Origin of the sequence: Bradyrhizobium sp. cir1 (assembly GCF_014198245.1) — a bacterium.
Classification (GTDB): domain Bacteria; phylum Pseudomonadota; class Alphaproteobacteria; order Rhizobiales; family Xanthobacteraceae; genus Bradyrhizobium.
In genome coordinates this window covers 156,783-173,926 of the sequence record NZ_JACIHE010000017.1, presented here as the reverse complement: position 1 = coordinate 173,926, position 17,144 = coordinate 156,783, and the positions used below count along the sequence as shown (strand labels likewise).

Genomic DNA, 17,144 nt, shown 5'->3' with positions numbered 1-17,144 from the left:
GACCCGTTAGGTTCAACTTGCGAGGATACGATTGTCTCCGTCCACACGCACAATGCGTGGCTTGAATATCTTTGCTTCGGCCTCGTCGAATGAGGCATATGCAACGATAATGATCTTGTCTCCGGGCATAGCCAGTCGAGCGGCCGCACCGTTCAGGCTTATCGTGCCAGACCTCGGCGGCGCCTCGATCACGTAGGTGGCAAAGCGCATTCCTGTTTCGACATTGTAGATTTCGACGCGCTCGTTGATCACCATTCCTGCTGCCTCCAGGAGCGTACGATCTATCGAGATCGAGCCTTCATAGTGCAGATCAGCTTCGGTCACTGAGGCGCGATGGATTTTGCCCTTCATCAAAGTTATCTGCATTTCTCACCTAGGCTGGATGTAGGGGCAACATATTGCGCGCACGGCTTTCGTCGGGCGAGCCCGGACGTGATGCCGAGCCGGGCCAGCAGATCCGCGTCGCGATCAACTTTCGGGTTTTTGGTGGTCAATAGCACGTCGCCGATGAAGATTGAATTTGCGCCGGCCAAGAAGCAAAGCGCCTGCAATTCATCGGTCATGTATTGCCGCCCGGCGGACAAGCGAACCACACTCCTCGGCATCATGATCCGCGCGGTCGCCAGCAGCCGGACCAGCGCGATCGGATCGGGAGGCTCCGCGGTGTCTTCTACCGGCACGCCCTCGATCTTGTTCCACAGGTTGATCGGCACGCTTTCGGGATGGTTGGGTAGATTGGCGAGCAGCACGAGCATACCTAGGCGGTCCTCGACGCGCTCGCCCATGCCGATAATCCCGCCGCAGCAGATCTTGATGCCGGCATCGCGCACATGCGCCAGCGTATCGATGCGGTCCTGCAGGCTGCGGGTGGTGATGATCTTGCTGTAAAACTCGGGCGATGTGTCGACGTTGTGATTGTAGAAGTCAAGGCCGGCCTCGGCGAGGCGCGCGGCCTGCTTCGGCGTCAGCATGCCGAGCGTGACGCACGTTTCCATGCCGAGTCCTTTGACCGCGTTGACCATGTCGCAGACGGAATCAAGATCGCGATCTTTTGGCGTACGCCAGGCGGCGGCCATGCAGAAGCGCGTGGCGCCGGCATCCTTTGCGCGCTGCGCGGTCGCAATCACATCTGCGCAACGCATCAGGCGGGTGGCTTTCAGACCGGTCTCGTAATGCGCGCTTTGCGAGCAGTAGCCGCAGTTTTCTGGACAGCCGCCGGTCTTGATGCTGAGCAGGCTCGCGGTTTCGACGTGGTTTGGATCGAAGTTCCAGCGATGAGCGCGCTGCGCCTGAAGCATCAGGTCGGCAAAAGGAAGGTCGTAGAGCGCCTTAGCCTCTTCGACGTTCCAATTGTTACGAACCTGCGCCCCGTTGCTTGCTCCCTTCCGCTGGACTTGCGCCGCAGCATCCATAACCCAACCCCGCCCAATTGTAGATAATCTAGTGAATTATCTATGGTCATTGCTCTCGAAGAGATGCTAATCGAGCTGCCTCGCAAATGCATCGGTTATTACGGTAGATAATCTATGATCACTGCTGACAACGTTACGACGGTGGCGCGCATCGCGGGCTCAATCGCTGAGCGCATTATCAGCGGCGCCTTAGCGCCAGGCGCGCCACTCCGTCAGGATCACGTTGCTCGAGAATTCAATTCCAGCCACGTCCCCGTGCGCGAGGCCTTTCGGCAGTTGCAGGCACAACATCTTGTTGTCGCTGTGCCGCGCCGCGGTGTTCGGGTTGCCCCGCTCGATACCCGTTCAGTGAAGGAAATCGCCGAAATGCGCGCCGCACTCGAAGTGGTGGCATTGCGCCATTCGGGGCCAAGGCTCACAACAGCTCATTTGGCTCGGATCGAGCTCGCCTTGATCGAAGGAGACAATGCAAGGACGATCGAGGAGTTTGAGATAGCCAACCGCGCCTTTCACCAAGCCTTGGTCGCGCCGTGCGGAATGCCGCGTCTGCTCGCGAGCCTCGATGGACTGCAGCTTGCCAATTCTCGAGTGGTGTTCGCGATGGCGCGGTCGGTGGGCTGGCGACCGCGCTCCAATCAAGATCACCGCCTGATTCTGCAAGCCTTGCGAACGCGCAACATCGATCAAGCCTGTAACCTGCTTACGCGGCACATTCAATCCGTTGAGCGCCTTGCGCTTCCGGCGTCCTGAGCAAATCTGGCAAGCTTCATTGCGGATAGCCGACGATCGCAAGCGACGATCATGCGGCAAGCGACGAGCCTCATTGCAACGGGCTCTATTCCCAGATAGTTATGCCATCCCGCTAGCGACATTTCCACGGACGGCCATGATTCGTCACATCGTCTTCTTCAGCGCCAAGGACGAGGCGCATATCGACCAGATCATCGAAGGTCTTGCGCTTCTCACCACGATACCACATGCGCGCCGGCTTGAGGTTGCCCGCAACCGCAAGACCGATCTACTCGGCAACGATATCGACATCGTGGTCTATGGTGAGTTCGACAGCGAGGCGGAGCTCGCAGCGTACAAAGCGCACGATCTCTACCAGGAATCGATTAAACGGGTCCGACCGCTCCGCGAGCTGCGGTTCGCGGCCGACTACAATGTATCAATAGATACCCCTTTCGCCTCCGCGGCAGGATGATCCAGGTGCTGCCGCAGCAAAAAGTCCAGCGCCGGGTTAACTTGGCAATGGACCTCAAGTTTCGGGCCATCGCAGACGAGCGGCATTCTCATCGGGCGGGCAACAAATGGTACGGCACTTTTACGACGTCAGCCGCCGGTGACCGATAGTCAGATGTACGTTCGCCAGTTGCATTGGGTTGAACCTGTCACAGCGATGCGACGTCTTGGGCATCGATCGCATCTCACGTTTCTCGATAGCGCAGCAAGGCACGAGCTGCTTGGGCGCTACTCATATCTAACGTGCGACCCGTTCAGCACCTACAGGGTCGCGAACGGCCAAGCCAGTTGGAATGGACTGACTCTCGAGGCCGATCCATGGAAGGTCCTTCGCATGCTACTCGCGAAGTACCCGCAAGAGAATCGCCCCGATCTCCCGCCGTTCCAGGGAGGAGCGGCCGGCTACTTTGCCTACGACATGAACAGGACATTGGAGCGATTGTCGGCGCCGGCAATTGCCGGTCTGGGTTTGCCCCAGTCCATCCTGCATTTCTATGACGTGGTCATCAGCTTCGACCACCGGGATAACAAATGCTGGATCGTCTCGACCGGATGGCCGGAGCAGGATCGCGTGCGACGGAGCGAACGAGCGCGTCGTCGAGGCGACGAGTTTGCAGCATTGCTTGCCGGTCCAAAGGCGCCACAGAAGGGTTGTCCCAGCAAAGCGGGCGCATGGCGCTCGAACTTCAGCCGCGAGGGCTACATTGCGGCGGTACAACGCGTGATCGACTTGATCCTCGCGGGTGACGTGTTCCAGACGAATATTGCGCAGCGTTTCAGTGCCCGCCTGTCGACCTCGTTTGATCCGCTCGCCTTCTATTGCCAGCTACGATCATTGAATCCGGCGCCTTTTGCGGCCCTGCTGCGATGGGGAAAGTTGACCATCGCATCAAGCTCGCCGGAACGATTCCTGAAGCTTGAGGGGCGACAAGTCGAGACACGACCGATCAAGGGCACGATCTCGCGTTCGCCTGATTCCAAGGAAGACCACCGCCGTGCGGCTGTTCTCCTCACTTCCGAGAAGGATCATGCCGAGAACACGATGATTGTCGACCTTTTGCGTAACGATCTGTCACGCGTTTGCACTGCGCATTCGGTCGAGGTTCCGGCCCTGTGCAATCTCGAGTCCTATGCCTCGGTGCACCATCTCGTGTCGATCGTTACGGGGAAACTTGCCGGAGACGAAGACGCCGTTAGCCTGCTCCGTGCTTGCTTTCCCGGCGGCTCCATTACGGGAGCACCAAAGCTGCGGTCGATGCAAATTATTACAGAAATCGAACGCGTAGCGCGAGAGGTCTATTGCGGGGCGATCGGCTTCATCGGCTTCAACGGGCACATGGACACAAATATTGCGATCCGCACTGTCACAATCGATGGCGACTTGGCACTGTTTCATGCGGGCGGCGGTATAACGGCCCTGTCGGAGCCCGAGGCCGAATACGAGGAAACGCTCGCCAAGGCAGAGCGAATTTTTGATGCATTTGGTTCTGAACCAGCTGGTGCATTTTGATTGTCATCATCGATAATTACGATTCCTTCGTGTTCAACATTGCCCGCTATTTCCACAAGCTCAGCGAAGCAACGGAAGTGATCCGAAACGACGCTATCAGCATCGGCGAGCTCGTTGGTCTCAAGCCGCGCGCGGTGGTCATATCGCCCGGCCCCTGCACCCCAACTGAGGCAGGAATATCGACAGCAGTGGTTCGCGAACTTTCAGGACGCGTACCAATTCTCGGCATCTGCCTTGGACATCAGTGTATTGCGAGCGTTTTCGGAGGACGGGTGGCGCGTGCGCATCGGCCCATGCACGGTCGGCGCTCATACGTTGCGCATGACGGCCGAGGGTTATTCGAGGGGCTACCAACCCCGCTTGACGTCGGACGCTACCATTCTCTTATCGTCGAGCTTGATCAGTCATGTGCGCAGAACCTCATAGTGACAGCGCGTTCGGAGGAAGGCGAGATCATGGCCCTCACGCACGGCTATTATCCCACCTATGGGGTCCAGTTCCATCCCGAGTCGATACTTACCTCACAGGGGCATGTCCTGCTTACGAACTTCTTGCGACTCACAGAGGATTTCCGAAACCACGCGGAGCAATGAGAGGCTCGGCCTGCCGATCAAGAGGGTGGACCGTTGGTTTCCGGCGTGGTCGGAAGGCGCAGCTTCATATGGCAGGCCTTTTGTGGTAATTAGCGCTGTTCCGTGCTCGGCTCCGCAGTCAGCTGCGCGCCTCCGACAGAAACCGGACCTTGCGGTTTCGAGGGCCGGACGTCTCTCTTGGCCGGCTTGGATGTGGTGCGCACGGGCGGCGGGGAAGCAGCAGGAGGAGAAGCAGCAGGAGGAGAAGCAGCAGGAGGAGAAGCAACAAGCGCCGGATTCTGCAGCTCCTCGATTCTCTGGGTCAGGGCTGCGATCTGATCCGAGATCCGCTTTAGCTCGGCTTGCTGCGCATCGACGTTGCGATTGAGCTCGGCAATTTCAGCGGCTGTCTTCTGCTGCCCTGATTGGATCCCTAAAAGGACGTCTCTATCCTCAGGCGACAAGCCAAGCGTGGGAGGCACGACTTCACGCGCCGGCAGCGCCTCGGCGAACGTTTCGATATTCGTCAAAAAATAGGCTCCTCCGGCGCAAAGAACGAGCAATACGGCTAGAAGAGCAAAGATCCACCGAAAGCCTTTCGACGGTCTCTGCAGGACCGGCGGCAACTCCGATGCTTGGGATTGATCCGTCACAGCCACACCCCGCTCTCATCCTCTCGATCTGCTTTGGGTGTTCTCGTTGCCGCGATCGCAGAAGATGGTCAAGAGCTGCCGCGGGCCGCAACCCCGCTGCATCGTTTTCAGCAATGTTGTCCCCAAAGCCGGGGCTTGATCGCACCAGGGTTTTTACGAGCTCCGCATTGCGCTGCAGGTAGTGAGGTAAATAATGAGGGCCGGTAGAGGGGATTACCCGTGAAGCACATTCATATCTGCTTGCTCTTGAGGGGCCGCCTCACCGAAGGCTGTGCGCGTCGGGGATTTGCTAGGTTCCAGCGCTCCTGTGCCTGATTGTTCGAGGATCGATAGTTGTCGCGCCGAAGATTGATCTGGCGCAAAAATGCTGCGCAATCCAAGCAAAAACGCCTGATGCGAGCGCAACCATAAGGCTAACTATATCGTTCGATGGAGGGGGACTTACGTTGTTATGGGCAACTGCACGAAGCCCGGCCAGGAGATCAGGTCGGCCGCTCAGAAAGACGGGCACTACATGCGAAAACGAGGCGATTCGAGGAAGCGGATCCCTACGGATGCCTGAGCAGATCATCTGCAACCGCCGGAAAACCATCCCAGCGCCCCTGTCCGGCTGCGTACCGTCTTGCGTGAGGTCTCGCAGGGATCCCAGCGCCACAAAGGTCGACAGCGGGATCTAAATGAACGCAAATGCGAGCAGGCTAGAGCAAAGCAGCGCAAGGCCCGCGGCGGTCAGCGCCAACAGGCTGCCGGACACAATGTCATGATTGCGCATGAGCCGTCCTTCATGGCGCCCGGAAGCAGCACGAGGGGGCGGCTGCCTTTCGCGTTGAATAGCCAATCAACGGATTACTACTCAAATTCGCTGCACTATTCCTGCGGTCTGCAGGGGAAAATGCATTTTTTGCGCGCGATCGTCCCGCTGTTCGGCGGCTACCGGCGAGAACGAACGAGTATCAAAATTTGTGAGGTGTTTGCTGGCCAATAGGCTGTGTGGGTGGGATGCCCCGTAAGAGCTCCCCTCCTCCAAGGCACGGGATGTGAGCCGTTTCATAATTGCGATATATCGTCTCGAGTAATGCTTGTTGCATGCGGGTTCTCCTAATCCTCCTCGCGGCTTTTACGATCATGTTGGCGGCACGTGACCGGCACCAAAATGACTTCGTGCCACGCCCGACGGCATCCATGCCCCCGGCCTCACGCCAAACAGTTCAGGCGGCATCAGCGATAGTTGCGCATCCTGCGTAGCAGGCTCGGCCGGATCATTCGCGACATTCGCCGCAACATCGAGGGCCAGCGGCACTGGAGGAGGCCTTCGCCCTTCCACTCGGCCGGGCCGCGCAGATTCGTTCGCAGCAGCAGCGCCAGCGCGGCTGGAAGCTTTATTCCTTCCATGCTCCGGAGGTGGAGTGCATCGGCAAAGCCAAGGCCGCCGCGCCTTACGAGTTCGGCGTGAATGCTTCCGTCGTCACCAACAATCGCCGCGCTCCCGGCGGCCTGTTCGTGCTGCACGCGAGCGCAATGCCCGACAATCCGTATGATGGGCCCCCCCCTGCGGGACGTCATCGAGCCACCGAGACGCTCACCGGCTGTCCGATCGAGCGGGCCTATGTCGACAAGGGGTACCGCGGCCACAATGCGCAAAATCCCCGTCGCGCTTCATCTCCGGCCAGAAGCGCGGCGTCTTCGGTGTCATCAAGCTCGAGCTGCGCCGTCGCTCTGCCATCGAGCCCATCATCGGGCACATGAAGGCCGAAGGCGACCTCGGCCGCTGCTACCTCTAGGCCGCGCCGGCGACGCCGCCAACGTCGTCCTCTCAGCCGTCGGCCACAACTTGTATGGGGTGTTTCCTGTCAAGAGCTCTTAGGCAATTCTTTTCCTTTGGGTGGGGCAGTCGTGTGACGTCAAGTTCAGCAAATTGATCGTTGGGGTCCCGACGAAGCCATCCCCTCGGAGCCGCCGTCGCTCGCTTGCCCCAAAGCGCAGCGCTGGCGAGCGACGGCGGCGGAGAGGGGGGGCCCATCCCCTTGGTGGGCCTGAGCATGGTCGGGCGGCAGGGCGTAACCACAAACTCTCCATGGCATGGCGATTGAGAGACATTCCGAGGGAGCTTGCAATATCCGGCGGCCATCGCGCCGCATACTTGTATGCGGTCGAACGCAATCTTCGACCATGATGCAGCAATGCGCATCTCAAGCGAAGCTCGGGCAGCGGGCCCATTCTTCCGCGAGGTCATATGGACCAAGTTGTGGCGCGGGTCACCGCCACCTCGGAGTATCAGGGTTCAGCGATTGCTTCGCCAAGCCCCAATCGAGGTGTCTTGTCTCGCGTTCATGCTACCGGGCGTAACTTGATCCCGACAGGTATTTCGCCTGTCGTCGTCAGGCGCCAGAACGCAATGAGCAATTTGCGCGCCAGCGCCACGATCATGGTCTTGCGCGTACCGCCGCGCGCGTCGGCCGCGCGAGTGCGGAACCATTGGGCTAATGCGCTGTCCTTTTGGAAGAGGAGAAAACGCCAGGCCAGTTGGATCATCCCACGCCGTACCCGAGCATTGCCAGCGCGTGCAAGGCCTTTCTCCCGTCTTCGCTTGCCGCTCTCATCGGGAGCGCCCGTGAGGCCCGCGTAACGCGCGACCGCTCTGCGATCTCTCAATTGCCGAGAGAGGATCTCATGCACGAGCATGTCCGCTGTTTCGACTCCAACGCCAATAATCCGCGCCAGCAATTTGACCATCGCGTTCGCACCGCTCTCGGAAACCTGCAAACGCTGTAATCGAGCCGCCTCGATCTCCCTGATCTGCTCCCTGACGAGGCGAAGGCGGACCATGTCCCGGCGCATCTCGGCGACAGTGTTGGGCGGCAGAAGTACCCCTTCCGGCGTGCGCAGCGTCTCGAGCTGCTTTGACGCATGACGCAGCGTCGGCTTAAACTTGCGAATACCCAGGCGAGCGAGACATGCCTTCATTCGATTGACAATGCTGGTCTGCTGGCTGACAAGGTTCTCACGCTCGCGGTTCGGACGTCGGGCGTCCTCTTCATCGAGACTTGGGATTGCCGCCATTTGGCAATGGTTCGGCTCTCCGCGTAGCCAACCGAGAAGAGCGCGCTTCAAATGCTCGGTGTCGAGACGATCGGTTTTAGCCCGCCGGTGCTCGCGGGGGACGGCGACGCTTGTTGCGTGGATAACGAAGGCCTCAACGCCACGCGCTCGCAGCCAGCGAGCCAGCCAAAAACCATCGCGCCCCGCCTCAAAGGCGACCGCTATGCGTGTGATCGCGTGCCCACACTTCGTCGCCTCCTCGCGCCAGCGGTGTAGCAACAGGATCAGCGCGTCTTCGTCGGCGCCAAGCTTCTTCAACGGATGACGATCCAACCCGGGAACGATTCCAGCGACGAGCCAGCTTGAGAGGCTCATCTCAATGACTGCGATCAGCGTGCTATCTTGTTCCAGGACCGTGGAAGACCGGCCGAGATCGTTTGCCTTTTGCATGGGGTGCTCCATTGCTCATGACCAGCCTTAATACTCTCACGCCTTTGCCGGTCGCCCCATAGTATCTTCCGCCGCATCCTCGCCTGGCTCAGAGAACTCTTGGGCCTCTTCCTGGAGTTGCTAATGGCGAACGCTCGCCTCTCCAACACAGCTCAATCCGGCTTCTTAACTCAGGAGTTGGAGCCTGCGGAGCCCCAAGGTGCGGTTCATTCGGCCACAGGATCCGGATGCGAAGAAGACCGATGCCGTACCACAAGCGGCGCTCTATCGAGTCGCTTAGCTAGTCTCGTATTGAGTCACCTGCGCGCCGCGCGCTCCGTTCCGGCAACAGGATACCCTGGATAGCCGCTAAAAGCGGAACCTAACAAGGACTTGCAGAACGCAGGCGTGAGCTTGCCGCGATGGATCACGACGTCTTCGTGACCCGTTGCAGCTCGAGCGTTCTGCCAGAGGCGATTGTAGCCGCGCTGTTCGTTGGATTTCACGTGGCAAGCGGCGAACTCGGCGTCATCCAATGTCGTTAACTGCCACGCATAGACCGGCCGCTTCGTATGGATGTGCACCCACATCGGATTCACCGTACCATTGCGCAGTGGCGTAGGCTGCAGCTTGATCTCGAACAGCGTTCCTGGCTCACCCTTCAACGCGCGCGGTGACTCCAAGGGAGCAAACTCCTCGGCCGCCTGCAACCGCTCGAGGTACTTCTGCGAGGGAAACGCGTAGGTCTTCATGCAATCGATCTCGATCGAAGCCTTTCGCGCCTTCAAAGCATGTGCCTGCCCCTGAACCTCCGACAACATCGCCTTGAGGCGGACTATTTTGTCGTGCACTTCGGGCACTTGCATAGGCGTGAGTAGGCCGCGTCGGCGAGGTTCGTCCAGCGCGGCTACACAGGCCTCAATCTCCGCAGATTGGCTCTGCAGCCGCTCAACCACGGTGTCCACGACGTGGTCGGCATCTTCGGGCTTCATGTGGCGCGCTTGCGAAATGGCTCTTTGCTCACTGCGCAGATCGAATTGCAAGAGTTCGTCCAATCGCGCGAGCAGGCGCTTCACTGTCTCCTTCGATGGCGGAGCCTGCCATATCGCCAAGTGTTCCCTCGCCGACGATGACATCCTCGTATGCGCTTCCTCCGCGCTCGCGAGTTTCTTCGTGCCCAGATCCGAGAGCACAATAACCTTGGTGGTTCGCGTCGTGTCGGCGTCGGGCCTAGCGAGCTGCGGCTCGGGCTGCCCGGCTGCCGAACTCCCCGCACCTCCGGCCTGCCTGCGCTTGCCCTTCCCTTTCCTTCGCGCTGGACTGCCTTCGGCCGCCGGGTCGTTGCCGGCAGCGTCGGCCGGTAACGCAAGGCCAGCCTCCGTTGGCGGTGCAATGATGGCTGGTGTCTTCGGCTGCACTGCTAGCAGGCGCATGACCTCATGGGCAGTGACCCACGATCCTTCCACGATCTGATCCAACAGATCCAACGGAAGCTCGGGACCTGCTCCCTTATTCCTTAGCTCGGCAACCATGTTGGGCAACGCCGACGCAAATTCCGATAGCCGCTCCATGACCCCTTCCAGAACGGCGCAGTGGTCTGCGTCGAGGGCTTGTCCTTTCCTGTTCAGAACAGCGTCGCCCGTTGAGAGGAATGCCGGAACAACATCGCCCATGAAGGTTCCGAGTAGACGTGCCCGACCGTTCTCACCCAAGAGGATTTGCCTGACGGCCGGGTCGAGCGTGCTCGCGTGCGACTCAATCATGACCCGCGCGAGAAGGATTTGCGATTGCAGATGCACGCACCTCGTATTCAATGCCCAGCCGGTATGCAGCCGTAGTGTCGCCTGTTCGGCCTGTCGCATTTCGGCCGTTGCACTTGGCAAGTTGGCAGTGGCTGCGCAGACGAACTGCATCCGTTCAGAGCGCAATGCCTTCTTTTCCCACCACTCCGTGCAAGCCAAATAGTGTTTCGCCGCACTGGAAGCCACTCGGATCAGTTGGTCGGGCGGAGCATTGGATTGGCGCATCCGCTCGAGTATCTTTCCCGCATTCTCCCTACTCTGCTCCAAGGCGTAGATAGTCGGTGCGGCCAGCGCGTTGCATTCGTTCCCCGCATCCAGAGCCCGGTCACGAACTCGGCAAGCCTGATCGTCGGACAGAATGCTGCGGGCCACATCTGGAGACAGGCTCGCGTAGTAGTCCAGAACTGCTGCGCTTGCTTTGACAACCTGATCGATCAGCTCTTGCGCCTCAGACGAGGTCTGAGCGCCCATGGCAGCACTGTGGCAAGCATCAAGTTCCTCAAGCAGGCCGTCCATATTTTGTTTCGCTGCGTTGATCCCCTCACCGCTTGAGGAGATGGGGACTGCCACACCCGAACCTGAGGGCAGGCTCGCGAGCGTATCTTCAGGCGCTAAGCGCATCCGCTCCACGACGGAGTTGAAAACTCGGTGGCCTTCCGCAGGGACAAAATTTGGCTCCGAATGCGCACTGCTCGATCCCGACGTGCTGTCGACTCCTGCAGCCCCAACGTGCGGTTCGCCAGGTCGGCCAATGCCCGTCATGTTCCATCTCCCATACGGTCAACAATGCGCAGCGCCCCTGGATAGGCCGTCTGGCTGACGGTTGGCTGACGAAGGATGCTTTGCTGATGCACAACCCCGCCGTCCGAGTTCCAATTTCACGGAAGCTGTAGTGGTGCTGAGGCAGCAATAGGGGATGACCCATAAGGTGCGGGATAGTCGATTGTAGCGCCTGTCCGCATCCCGTTGCCTCGCCGTGACCAGTATGGAAATGGGCGCTGCCAGAATACCCCTGCCAAAGTCACTCCCGAATACCGAAAGCCGTCGAGCATGGCGAACCGCAGGATGTCGATTCTCAGACTTTCGGCAGCAGCAAAGCTCTTACTAACCGGGAGGAGATGCTATTGTTCGACCAAAGAGTTTCGGATCCAACAATGCGTAGATCTGGCTCGATGTGGAACGTTCCGTCAAAACAACCTCTTCTTCTCGCGTTGGAGTGAGCAGATCCTACGTTGCGCAAGTCCTTTTCAGAATAGGACACCTCGCCGAGGATGCTGCCCAGTTAAACGCACTTAGAATGCGCTCATAAATAGCGCAGTGAGCGTGCCAAACACACCGAGCGCCAATCCGATATCGGCGAACCTACCGTTGGCCCGTCTCGAAACAGCAGAAGCGTGAGAATCGGTTCCACCACCAAAATTGCTCCCACCGATATCGAGATGATTATGCAGATATTCTCGAGATGCTTGTATCCCAGGTGCATATCCGAAGACGAGAAGGATACCGCCGAAGGGTATCAGCAGAAACATCGGCAAGAGCGTTGTCAGGTCCCCGCCGGCCTTTCCAACTGCTTTGAGGCAATCAACGCTGCGATTTTCGAAAGCGCTACCCAAAGAAAATGGCTCCCACCGCTTCAATCTTCAATGCTGAACTCATCGCCTGACGTATCGGAAGCGCTGTCAAGGTGGTTTCCAATCAATGGACTGCATCTCCTGGCAGCCTTGGACAGCTTGGGCGTCGATCTACACGATGCATGCACATGATCCGAGGCTGGCGGCATGAGCCTGAACACGACCGCGATCCGGATCAAGGTGACCCTCAAGGATGTGAAACCGGAGGTGACGCGATGCCTTCGTGCCGCTCACGCTGCGCCTTGATCGACTGCATCTGACGCTGGCGGCGTTTGGCTGGACGACCAACCATCTCTTCGAGTTCCTGGCCGGCGAAGGACGTCGGGGTATCCCTGATCCCGATGGAGATTTTGGCCCTCGGCCCATTGATGCATCGCCAGACGCGGCTCGCCAATATCGTTCAGGAGACCGGCGCGAAGACGATCCATTATCTCTATGACTTCGGTGACAGCTGAGACTAAGTGATCAAACTCGAAAAATGGTTCGACACCGCGACGATAGAGGGACTTCCCTCCTGCTCGAGGACGTCGGCGGTGCGCCCGGCTATGCCGAATACCTCGATGCCAGCGGCGACCCTACTCAACTCGAACATGAAAGTATGCGCCTTTGGGGCCTGCACAGTTCCCAACGTCGTCGACCGGCAAGATGCTCGAGGCCGCCGTCAACACATTGTCCAAAATTTGGAAGCCGCGGCGGCGCGGCACGCGGCTCAAATAGATGTCAAGCGTCAATCATCGAAAGGGCCGCAGAGCTACGCTTACAGTCCGCTTACCGGTCTCGCAAGCCAACTCGGCAATGAAGAGGCGGCGGACTTCAGCTCGCTCACTTCAGCCGGAGTGAGTTTCTGGCTGACGGACCGCAGCGCTTGTCTTGGCGCTGTGGGAACAACCCAGGCAAGCGCGCGCACCACGGCACCTGCTCGACCGCTTGCGAGGGATAGCTACCAACCGGGCGCATCTTGAGCTCCACCATCTGCTTGCCGATGTAAAGCTCACGAGAAGGACCGGACGTTAGACATAACCTAGCATCCCAACGGAGCAATCGCGGTTGCTGCCACAGAGCAGATAACAGCAGACCTCCTCAGCGTTCCCGAGGTCCTCACTTAACGATTAACGCACATTTGCTCTGTATGAAGTCCAACATCAGCGGAACCGGCAGCCGCAATAGTGCGGCCGGCACCGGCCAGAGGAATGAAGTTCAGAACTGTCGAAGAGCTCAAGCTAAATGATCTCGAAGTATCTCCGACGTTCAAAGTCGGTGACCCGATGTTGAACGGCTTCCCACTCCCAACGGCGCGAGCAAGAAAACGCTTCAACAAACCTTTCTCCGAAGACATCACTTGCCGCTGCAGACTCTGCAAACCGAGAAGTTGCCTCTGATAGGCTTTGAGGCAGTCTCGCGGACGGACGACACATTTCCGCGCTTGCATCACCGACGATCGAAGCCGGTAGTGCCGGACCTGTCTCGACACCCAATATTCCTGAACCAATCGCACATGCGAGCGCGAGATATGGGTTCAGGTCTGCGCCAGGCAGCCTATACTCCAGGCGATGGGCAGATGGCTCTCCCGGAATGGCGCGAACCGCGCAGGAGCGGTTGTCAACTCCCCAGCTTGGACAGATTGGTGCCCAGCAGCCAGGTACCAATCTCTTGTAGCTGTTGAAGTTCGGCGCAGCGAGCACACAGAACTCATTCATGTATTCTAGTTGTCCGGCGATGAATTGCCTCATAAGCTTCGAGACGTTGCCGAACGCATCACTGTCGTAAAACGCATTCTGACTATCCGAGGACATCGAGATGTGAATATGCCCGGACTGGCCGGGCCATTCCTCGGAAACCTTGGCCATAAATGTAGCCATCATGCCTCGCGTTTGCGCCCAGGCCTTTATCATCGACTTGAATATGATTGCTCGATCGGCAGCTTCCAGCGCATCACAATGGCGAAGTGACGCTTCGACCACGCCAGGTCCCGTTTCAAAGTGCAGTCCGCTGAGAGGTATTCTAGCCTTGTCACAAAGCGCCAAGATCTCATCGAACAGCTCATGTTGCGCGACAGAGCGCGCAATCGAGTAGCCGAACGGGCCGCGAGTTAAAGGAGCCCATTCGCCGAACGGCTTTTCTTCAATCGTGTCTGCGTTCTCCTTAAACAGCATGAATTCAAACTCGAACCCGGCAGTGCAGTCGTATCCGTGTTCAGCAGCCCTTCGCAGAACCTTACGCAGAACACCGCGCGGGCAGATGTTCTCATGTGCACCCGCGAACTCCGCGAGGTAGAGATATAGATCGCCGAGATGAGACACCGAACGGCCGGTGCCTGACAGAATACGCAGGTCAGCATCTCCGAACGCTGATAGCGGCTTTTGCGTGAAACTGGCCGGAATGACCCGGTCCGTACAATCCCACGCCAGCACCGCTTCAGAGAACTTGATAACTTTATCTCCATCGGAGAGATTTTCACCCAAGACGTGTTTGCCTCGCAGAACGCCATCGAAGTCGCTTGCGCCGACCATCGCCACGCGGGGTGGATTCGCTCCGGTCAACCTGGGATCAGTTGGCATTAGTCGCGGTCCTGCATCACTAACTCGAACACCTGGTCCATCCGCATTGCTCGCAACTTGCGATAGTCACTCTCAAGCTCAGTCAAGTCGCTATTCACGAGATAAACGATGCCTGGTGTTGACGCCAAGTCGATCGTGGGAACTAGCTCTTGACCAATCGGAACGAATGCAATGGCATCCGCGAAGCTCGGGAGCTTGCGGATTGCTTCGAGTCCCGGATAACCGGCAACGACACCGCCCATATCTGAGATCAGCGAGACGCAAAGTGCGTGAGCCTGCCGCTTGTAGGGCCCGCGCAGCCTCATATATTCGCCAAAGCCCTTGGGATCTGCGTAGCGCCAGGCCGTCAGGGTCATATGGTTGTGCCCCAACGCCATCGTTCGTGCTTTTGCCGACATGGTCCCTTGAAGCCTCGCTCCGAAGTCCACCAGGACCGGTCCCCGATGATCGACGATGATCTCAGCATGAGCCGGTCCGTCGACGATCTGTAGTGCTTGCAACGCACGCACCAAGTAGTCGGACAGTTCCTGAACGATTGGTTCGCTGCCATCCAACAATCTCTCAAGTGAGCAGACCGACGATGCCCTCTCAATAGGAACCGTGTCATAGGTCCAGCCCTCCGTAACGAAGGCTTCCCCGTCGATCGAGATAGCATTTACGGTATATTGCTGGCCGTTTATTTTTTCTTGCCCAAGGGCAAAACGATTCAACGCTCCGACACGGTTCGTCTTCCCGACAATTGCGCTAAGAGCCCGCTGAATATCAGCATCTGTCGAGCAGAAGAATACATCTTCGGTACCCGTACTGTTCAGAGGCTTGATCACGATCTGATCGAACTTCGCTTCGCGCTTCCAGCTCGCGATCTCTACAGGACTGTCGGACACGACTTGCCTGATCGATCGCACGCCTGCAGAGGTGAGCGCGCAAGACAATCGCGCTTTGTCACGCCGAGCAGCGGATAGCGCGGTCCCATTTGATGGTAAGCCCAGCCGCTCCGACAAAGAATCGGCGAGTTCAACTCCGGTCTCGCAGCCCGCGATAACGAACTCCAATTCTCGGCCATGGAGAGCCTGAAGATGATATTCAACGATGTCGTCATACCCCATGCGCTCTCTAGGGCGAATGACTTCACCATACAGATCCGCATTGAAATGCGATTGGAATATGGGCGGAATCTGTGCAGCCGACATCACATGCACCGTTCCAATTCCATAGCGCTTGAACTCTTCCGGTAGGTATCGTCCGGTAGAGTATGCGTCTACGATTACACAATTCCGTTCTTTCATGCGGATCTCCGATACTGCAAGTAGATGTTGCCGACAGCAACAGCCGTAATGAAAACATTTCCAATGAACGTATGTGACGAAGGTACGATACGAGAATCGAAGTACTGGAACAGGAAGGTGATGATAGGGGCGGTGGACAGGACCGTGTTGACGGTGAACGGCTCTACGTGCCGAATGCCCTGCTGGATCAAGAGCAAAGGAATAAGGATCGTCGACAGCCCAATTGCCGCGATCGCAAACCAATGCTGCGAGATCTCAGGCAAGATAGATGAATGATCGACCACTCCCAGCAGCAAGAGAATTGTTCCATAAAAGCGATGCGCCAGGACTTGTCGGCCAGAAAACCCACGGTCGAAGAGCAGTTTGACAAGTATATTTGTAAGGGCCAGCGATAGGCCGGCCACGATTGCCAAGACGATGCCAAAGGACGATCGAGCCCCCCACTCCACGCCTGCATTGCCGCTGGCCGAGATCCAAATCATGTAAGTTCCGATCGTTGCGATCGTAACGCTCACGACAATATCGGATGCTGGAGGGGCACCCTGGCGCCTGATCAGTGCGTCCAACCACGCTGTTGCGGTGGGTCCCAGCGCCACCATGAAGGCGACGACGATCGCGGGTTCTGCGTATTTCAGTCCGATAAATAAGCCGATCCAGCTGATTGCTGTCACGACATTGAGCGCGACAAAGACCAGGAGCGACCATTTCGTCACCGTTGCCCCGCCTCCCCGGTGGCGAGCCAGGAGATTGAACATCAGACAAACCGCAGCGAAGGACAGCAGGAGCGCGACGAACACATCCGCTTGCTGAAAATACGACGCCGCATAAACCTCGCCTGCCGCGCTCACGACGACGTAAAGCGCCACAAAGAACACTCCCAGAGCGAAGCGATTCACCAATCGTCCAGTCTTCCTGTGCCCGCGAGGCGGCGCACCGCCCTCGCAGGACCGGACGCGTGCGTCGGCTCCGAGAAACTGTCCTTTCGACGTGCACGGACCACGTTTGGTTCG

General features: G+C 58.3%; 14 protein-coding genes and 1 pseudogene. 6 read left to right on the top strand and 9 right to left on the bottom strand.

What is annotated here, in order from left to right:
- Window positions 1-12: 12 nt before the first annotated feature.
- Window positions 13-366: an aspartate 1-decarboxylase gene (gene panD, locus GGD63_RS28630; protein ID WP_183246843.1), complete on the bottom strand. Its 354-nt coding sequence runs from the start codon at window positions 364-366 to the stop codon at window positions 13-15.
- Window positions 357-1,412, bottom strand: coding sequence for a biotin synthase BioB (gene bioB / locus GGD63_RS28625; RefSeq protein ID WP_246785686.1), 1,056 nt, complete (start codon window positions 1,410-1,412; stop codon window positions 357-359). Before bioB ends, panD begins: the two co-directional genes overlap by 10 nt.
- Window positions 1,413-1,526: 114 nt before the next feature.
- On the opposite strand from bioB, the gene GGD63_RS28620 reads away from it, so the two are divergent.
- From GGD63_RS28620 to GGD63_RS28605, 4 genes are all read left to right on the top strand, one after another.
- Window positions 1,527-2,162: a GntR family transcriptional regulator gene (locus tag GGD63_RS28620; protein WP_183246840.1), complete on the top strand. Its 636-nt coding sequence runs from the start codon at window positions 1,527-1,529 to the stop codon at window positions 2,160-2,162.
- A gap of 136 nt (window positions 2,163-2,298) precedes the next feature.
- On the top strand, window positions 2,299-2,616 hold the full coding sequence (locus GGD63_RS28615; RefSeq protein WP_183246839.1) for a Dabb family protein: 318 nt from the start codon (window positions 2,299-2,301) through the stop codon (window positions 2,614-2,616).
- Between the two features lie 153 nt (window positions 2,617-2,769).
- On the top strand, window positions 2,770-4,164 hold the full coding sequence (gene pabB / locus GGD63_RS28610; protein ID WP_183246837.1) for an aminodeoxychorismate synthase component I: 1,395 nt from the start codon (window positions 2,770-2,772) through the stop codon (window positions 4,162-4,164).
- Entirely contained in the window at window positions 4,161-4,757 is a 597-nt protein-coding gene (locus tag GGD63_RS28605) for an aminodeoxychorismate/anthranilate synthase component II (protein ID WP_183246835.1), read from the top strand. The genes pabB and GGD63_RS28605 overlap by 4 nt, the downstream gene beginning before the upstream one ends.
- Before the next feature lie 89 nt (window positions 4,758-4,846).
- Here the strand turns inward: GGD63_RS28605 and GGD63_RS28600 are convergent, their stop codons facing one another.
- On the bottom strand, window positions 4,847-5,266 hold the full coding sequence (locus GGD63_RS28600) for a hypothetical protein (RefSeq protein WP_246785685.1): 420 nt from the start codon (window positions 5,264-5,266) through the stop codon (window positions 4,847-4,849).
- A gap of 1,318 nt (window positions 5,267-6,584) precedes the next feature.
- On the opposite strand from GGD63_RS28600, the pseudogene GGD63_RS28595 reads away from it, so the two are divergent.
- Window positions 6,585-7,220: pseudogene (locus GGD63_RS28595) on the top strand (IS5/IS1182 family transposase); the annotation flags it as partial.
- A gap of 497 nt (window positions 7,221-7,717) precedes the next feature.
- Here the strand turns inward: GGD63_RS28595 and GGD63_RS28590 are convergent.
- The 3 genes from GGD63_RS28590 to GGD63_RS28580 form a co-directional block, all read right to left on the bottom strand.
- On the bottom strand, window positions 7,718-8,878 hold the full coding sequence (locus GGD63_RS28590; RefSeq protein ID WP_183246832.1) for an IS110 family transposase: 1,161 nt from the start codon (window positions 8,876-8,878) through the stop codon (window positions 7,718-7,720).
- 296 nt (window positions 8,879-9,174) lie between these two features.
- The gene (locus tag GGD63_RS28585; RefSeq protein WP_183246830.1) at window positions 9,175-11,421 is read right to left on the bottom strand and encodes a hypothetical protein; all 2,247 of its coding nucleotides are present in this window, start codon (window positions 11,419-11,421) and stop codon (window positions 9,175-9,177) included.
- A 530-nt stretch (window positions 11,422-11,951) separates the two neighbouring features.
- Window positions 11,952-12,272, bottom strand: a complete 321-nt coding sequence (locus GGD63_RS28580; RefSeq protein WP_246785684.1) for a hypothetical protein — start codon at window positions 12,270-12,272, stop codon at window positions 11,952-11,954.
- A 290-nt stretch (window positions 12,273-12,562) separates the two neighbouring features.
- Between GGD63_RS28580 and GGD63_RS40290 the strand changes: the two genes are divergently transcribed.
- Window positions 12,563-12,745 carry a plasmid pRiA4b ORF-3 family protein gene (locus GGD63_RS40290; RefSeq protein ID WP_246785683.1) on the top strand — a complete coding sequence of 61 codons (183 nt, stop codon included), beginning with the start codon at window positions 12,563-12,565 and terminating at the stop codon, window positions 12,743-12,745.
- Between the two features lie 765 nt (window positions 12,746-13,510).
- On the opposite strand, the gene GGD63_RS28570 is transcribed toward GGD63_RS40290, so the two are convergent.
- The 3 genes from GGD63_RS28570 to GGD63_RS28560 are packed head-to-tail and all read right to left on the bottom strand — an operon-like array spanning window position 13,511 to window position 17,000.
- A complete protein-coding gene (locus GGD63_RS28570; protein ID WP_183246828.1) occupies window positions 13,511-14,848 on the bottom strand; it encodes a glutamine synthetase in 1,338 nt (445 codons plus the stop codon).
- On the bottom strand, window positions 14,848-16,134 hold the full coding sequence (locus GGD63_RS28565) for an ATP-grasp domain-containing protein (protein WP_183246826.1): 1,287 nt from the start codon (window positions 16,132-16,134) through the stop codon (window positions 14,848-14,850). Before GGD63_RS28565 ends, GGD63_RS28570 begins: the two co-directional genes overlap by 1 nt.
- Window positions 16,131-17,000: a DMT family transporter gene (locus GGD63_RS28560; protein WP_312013435.1), complete on the bottom strand. Its 870-nt coding sequence runs from the start codon at window positions 16,998-17,000 to the stop codon at window positions 16,131-16,133. The genes GGD63_RS28565 and GGD63_RS28560 overlap by 4 nt, the downstream gene beginning before the upstream one ends.
- Window positions 17,001-17,144: the final 144 nt, after the last annotated feature.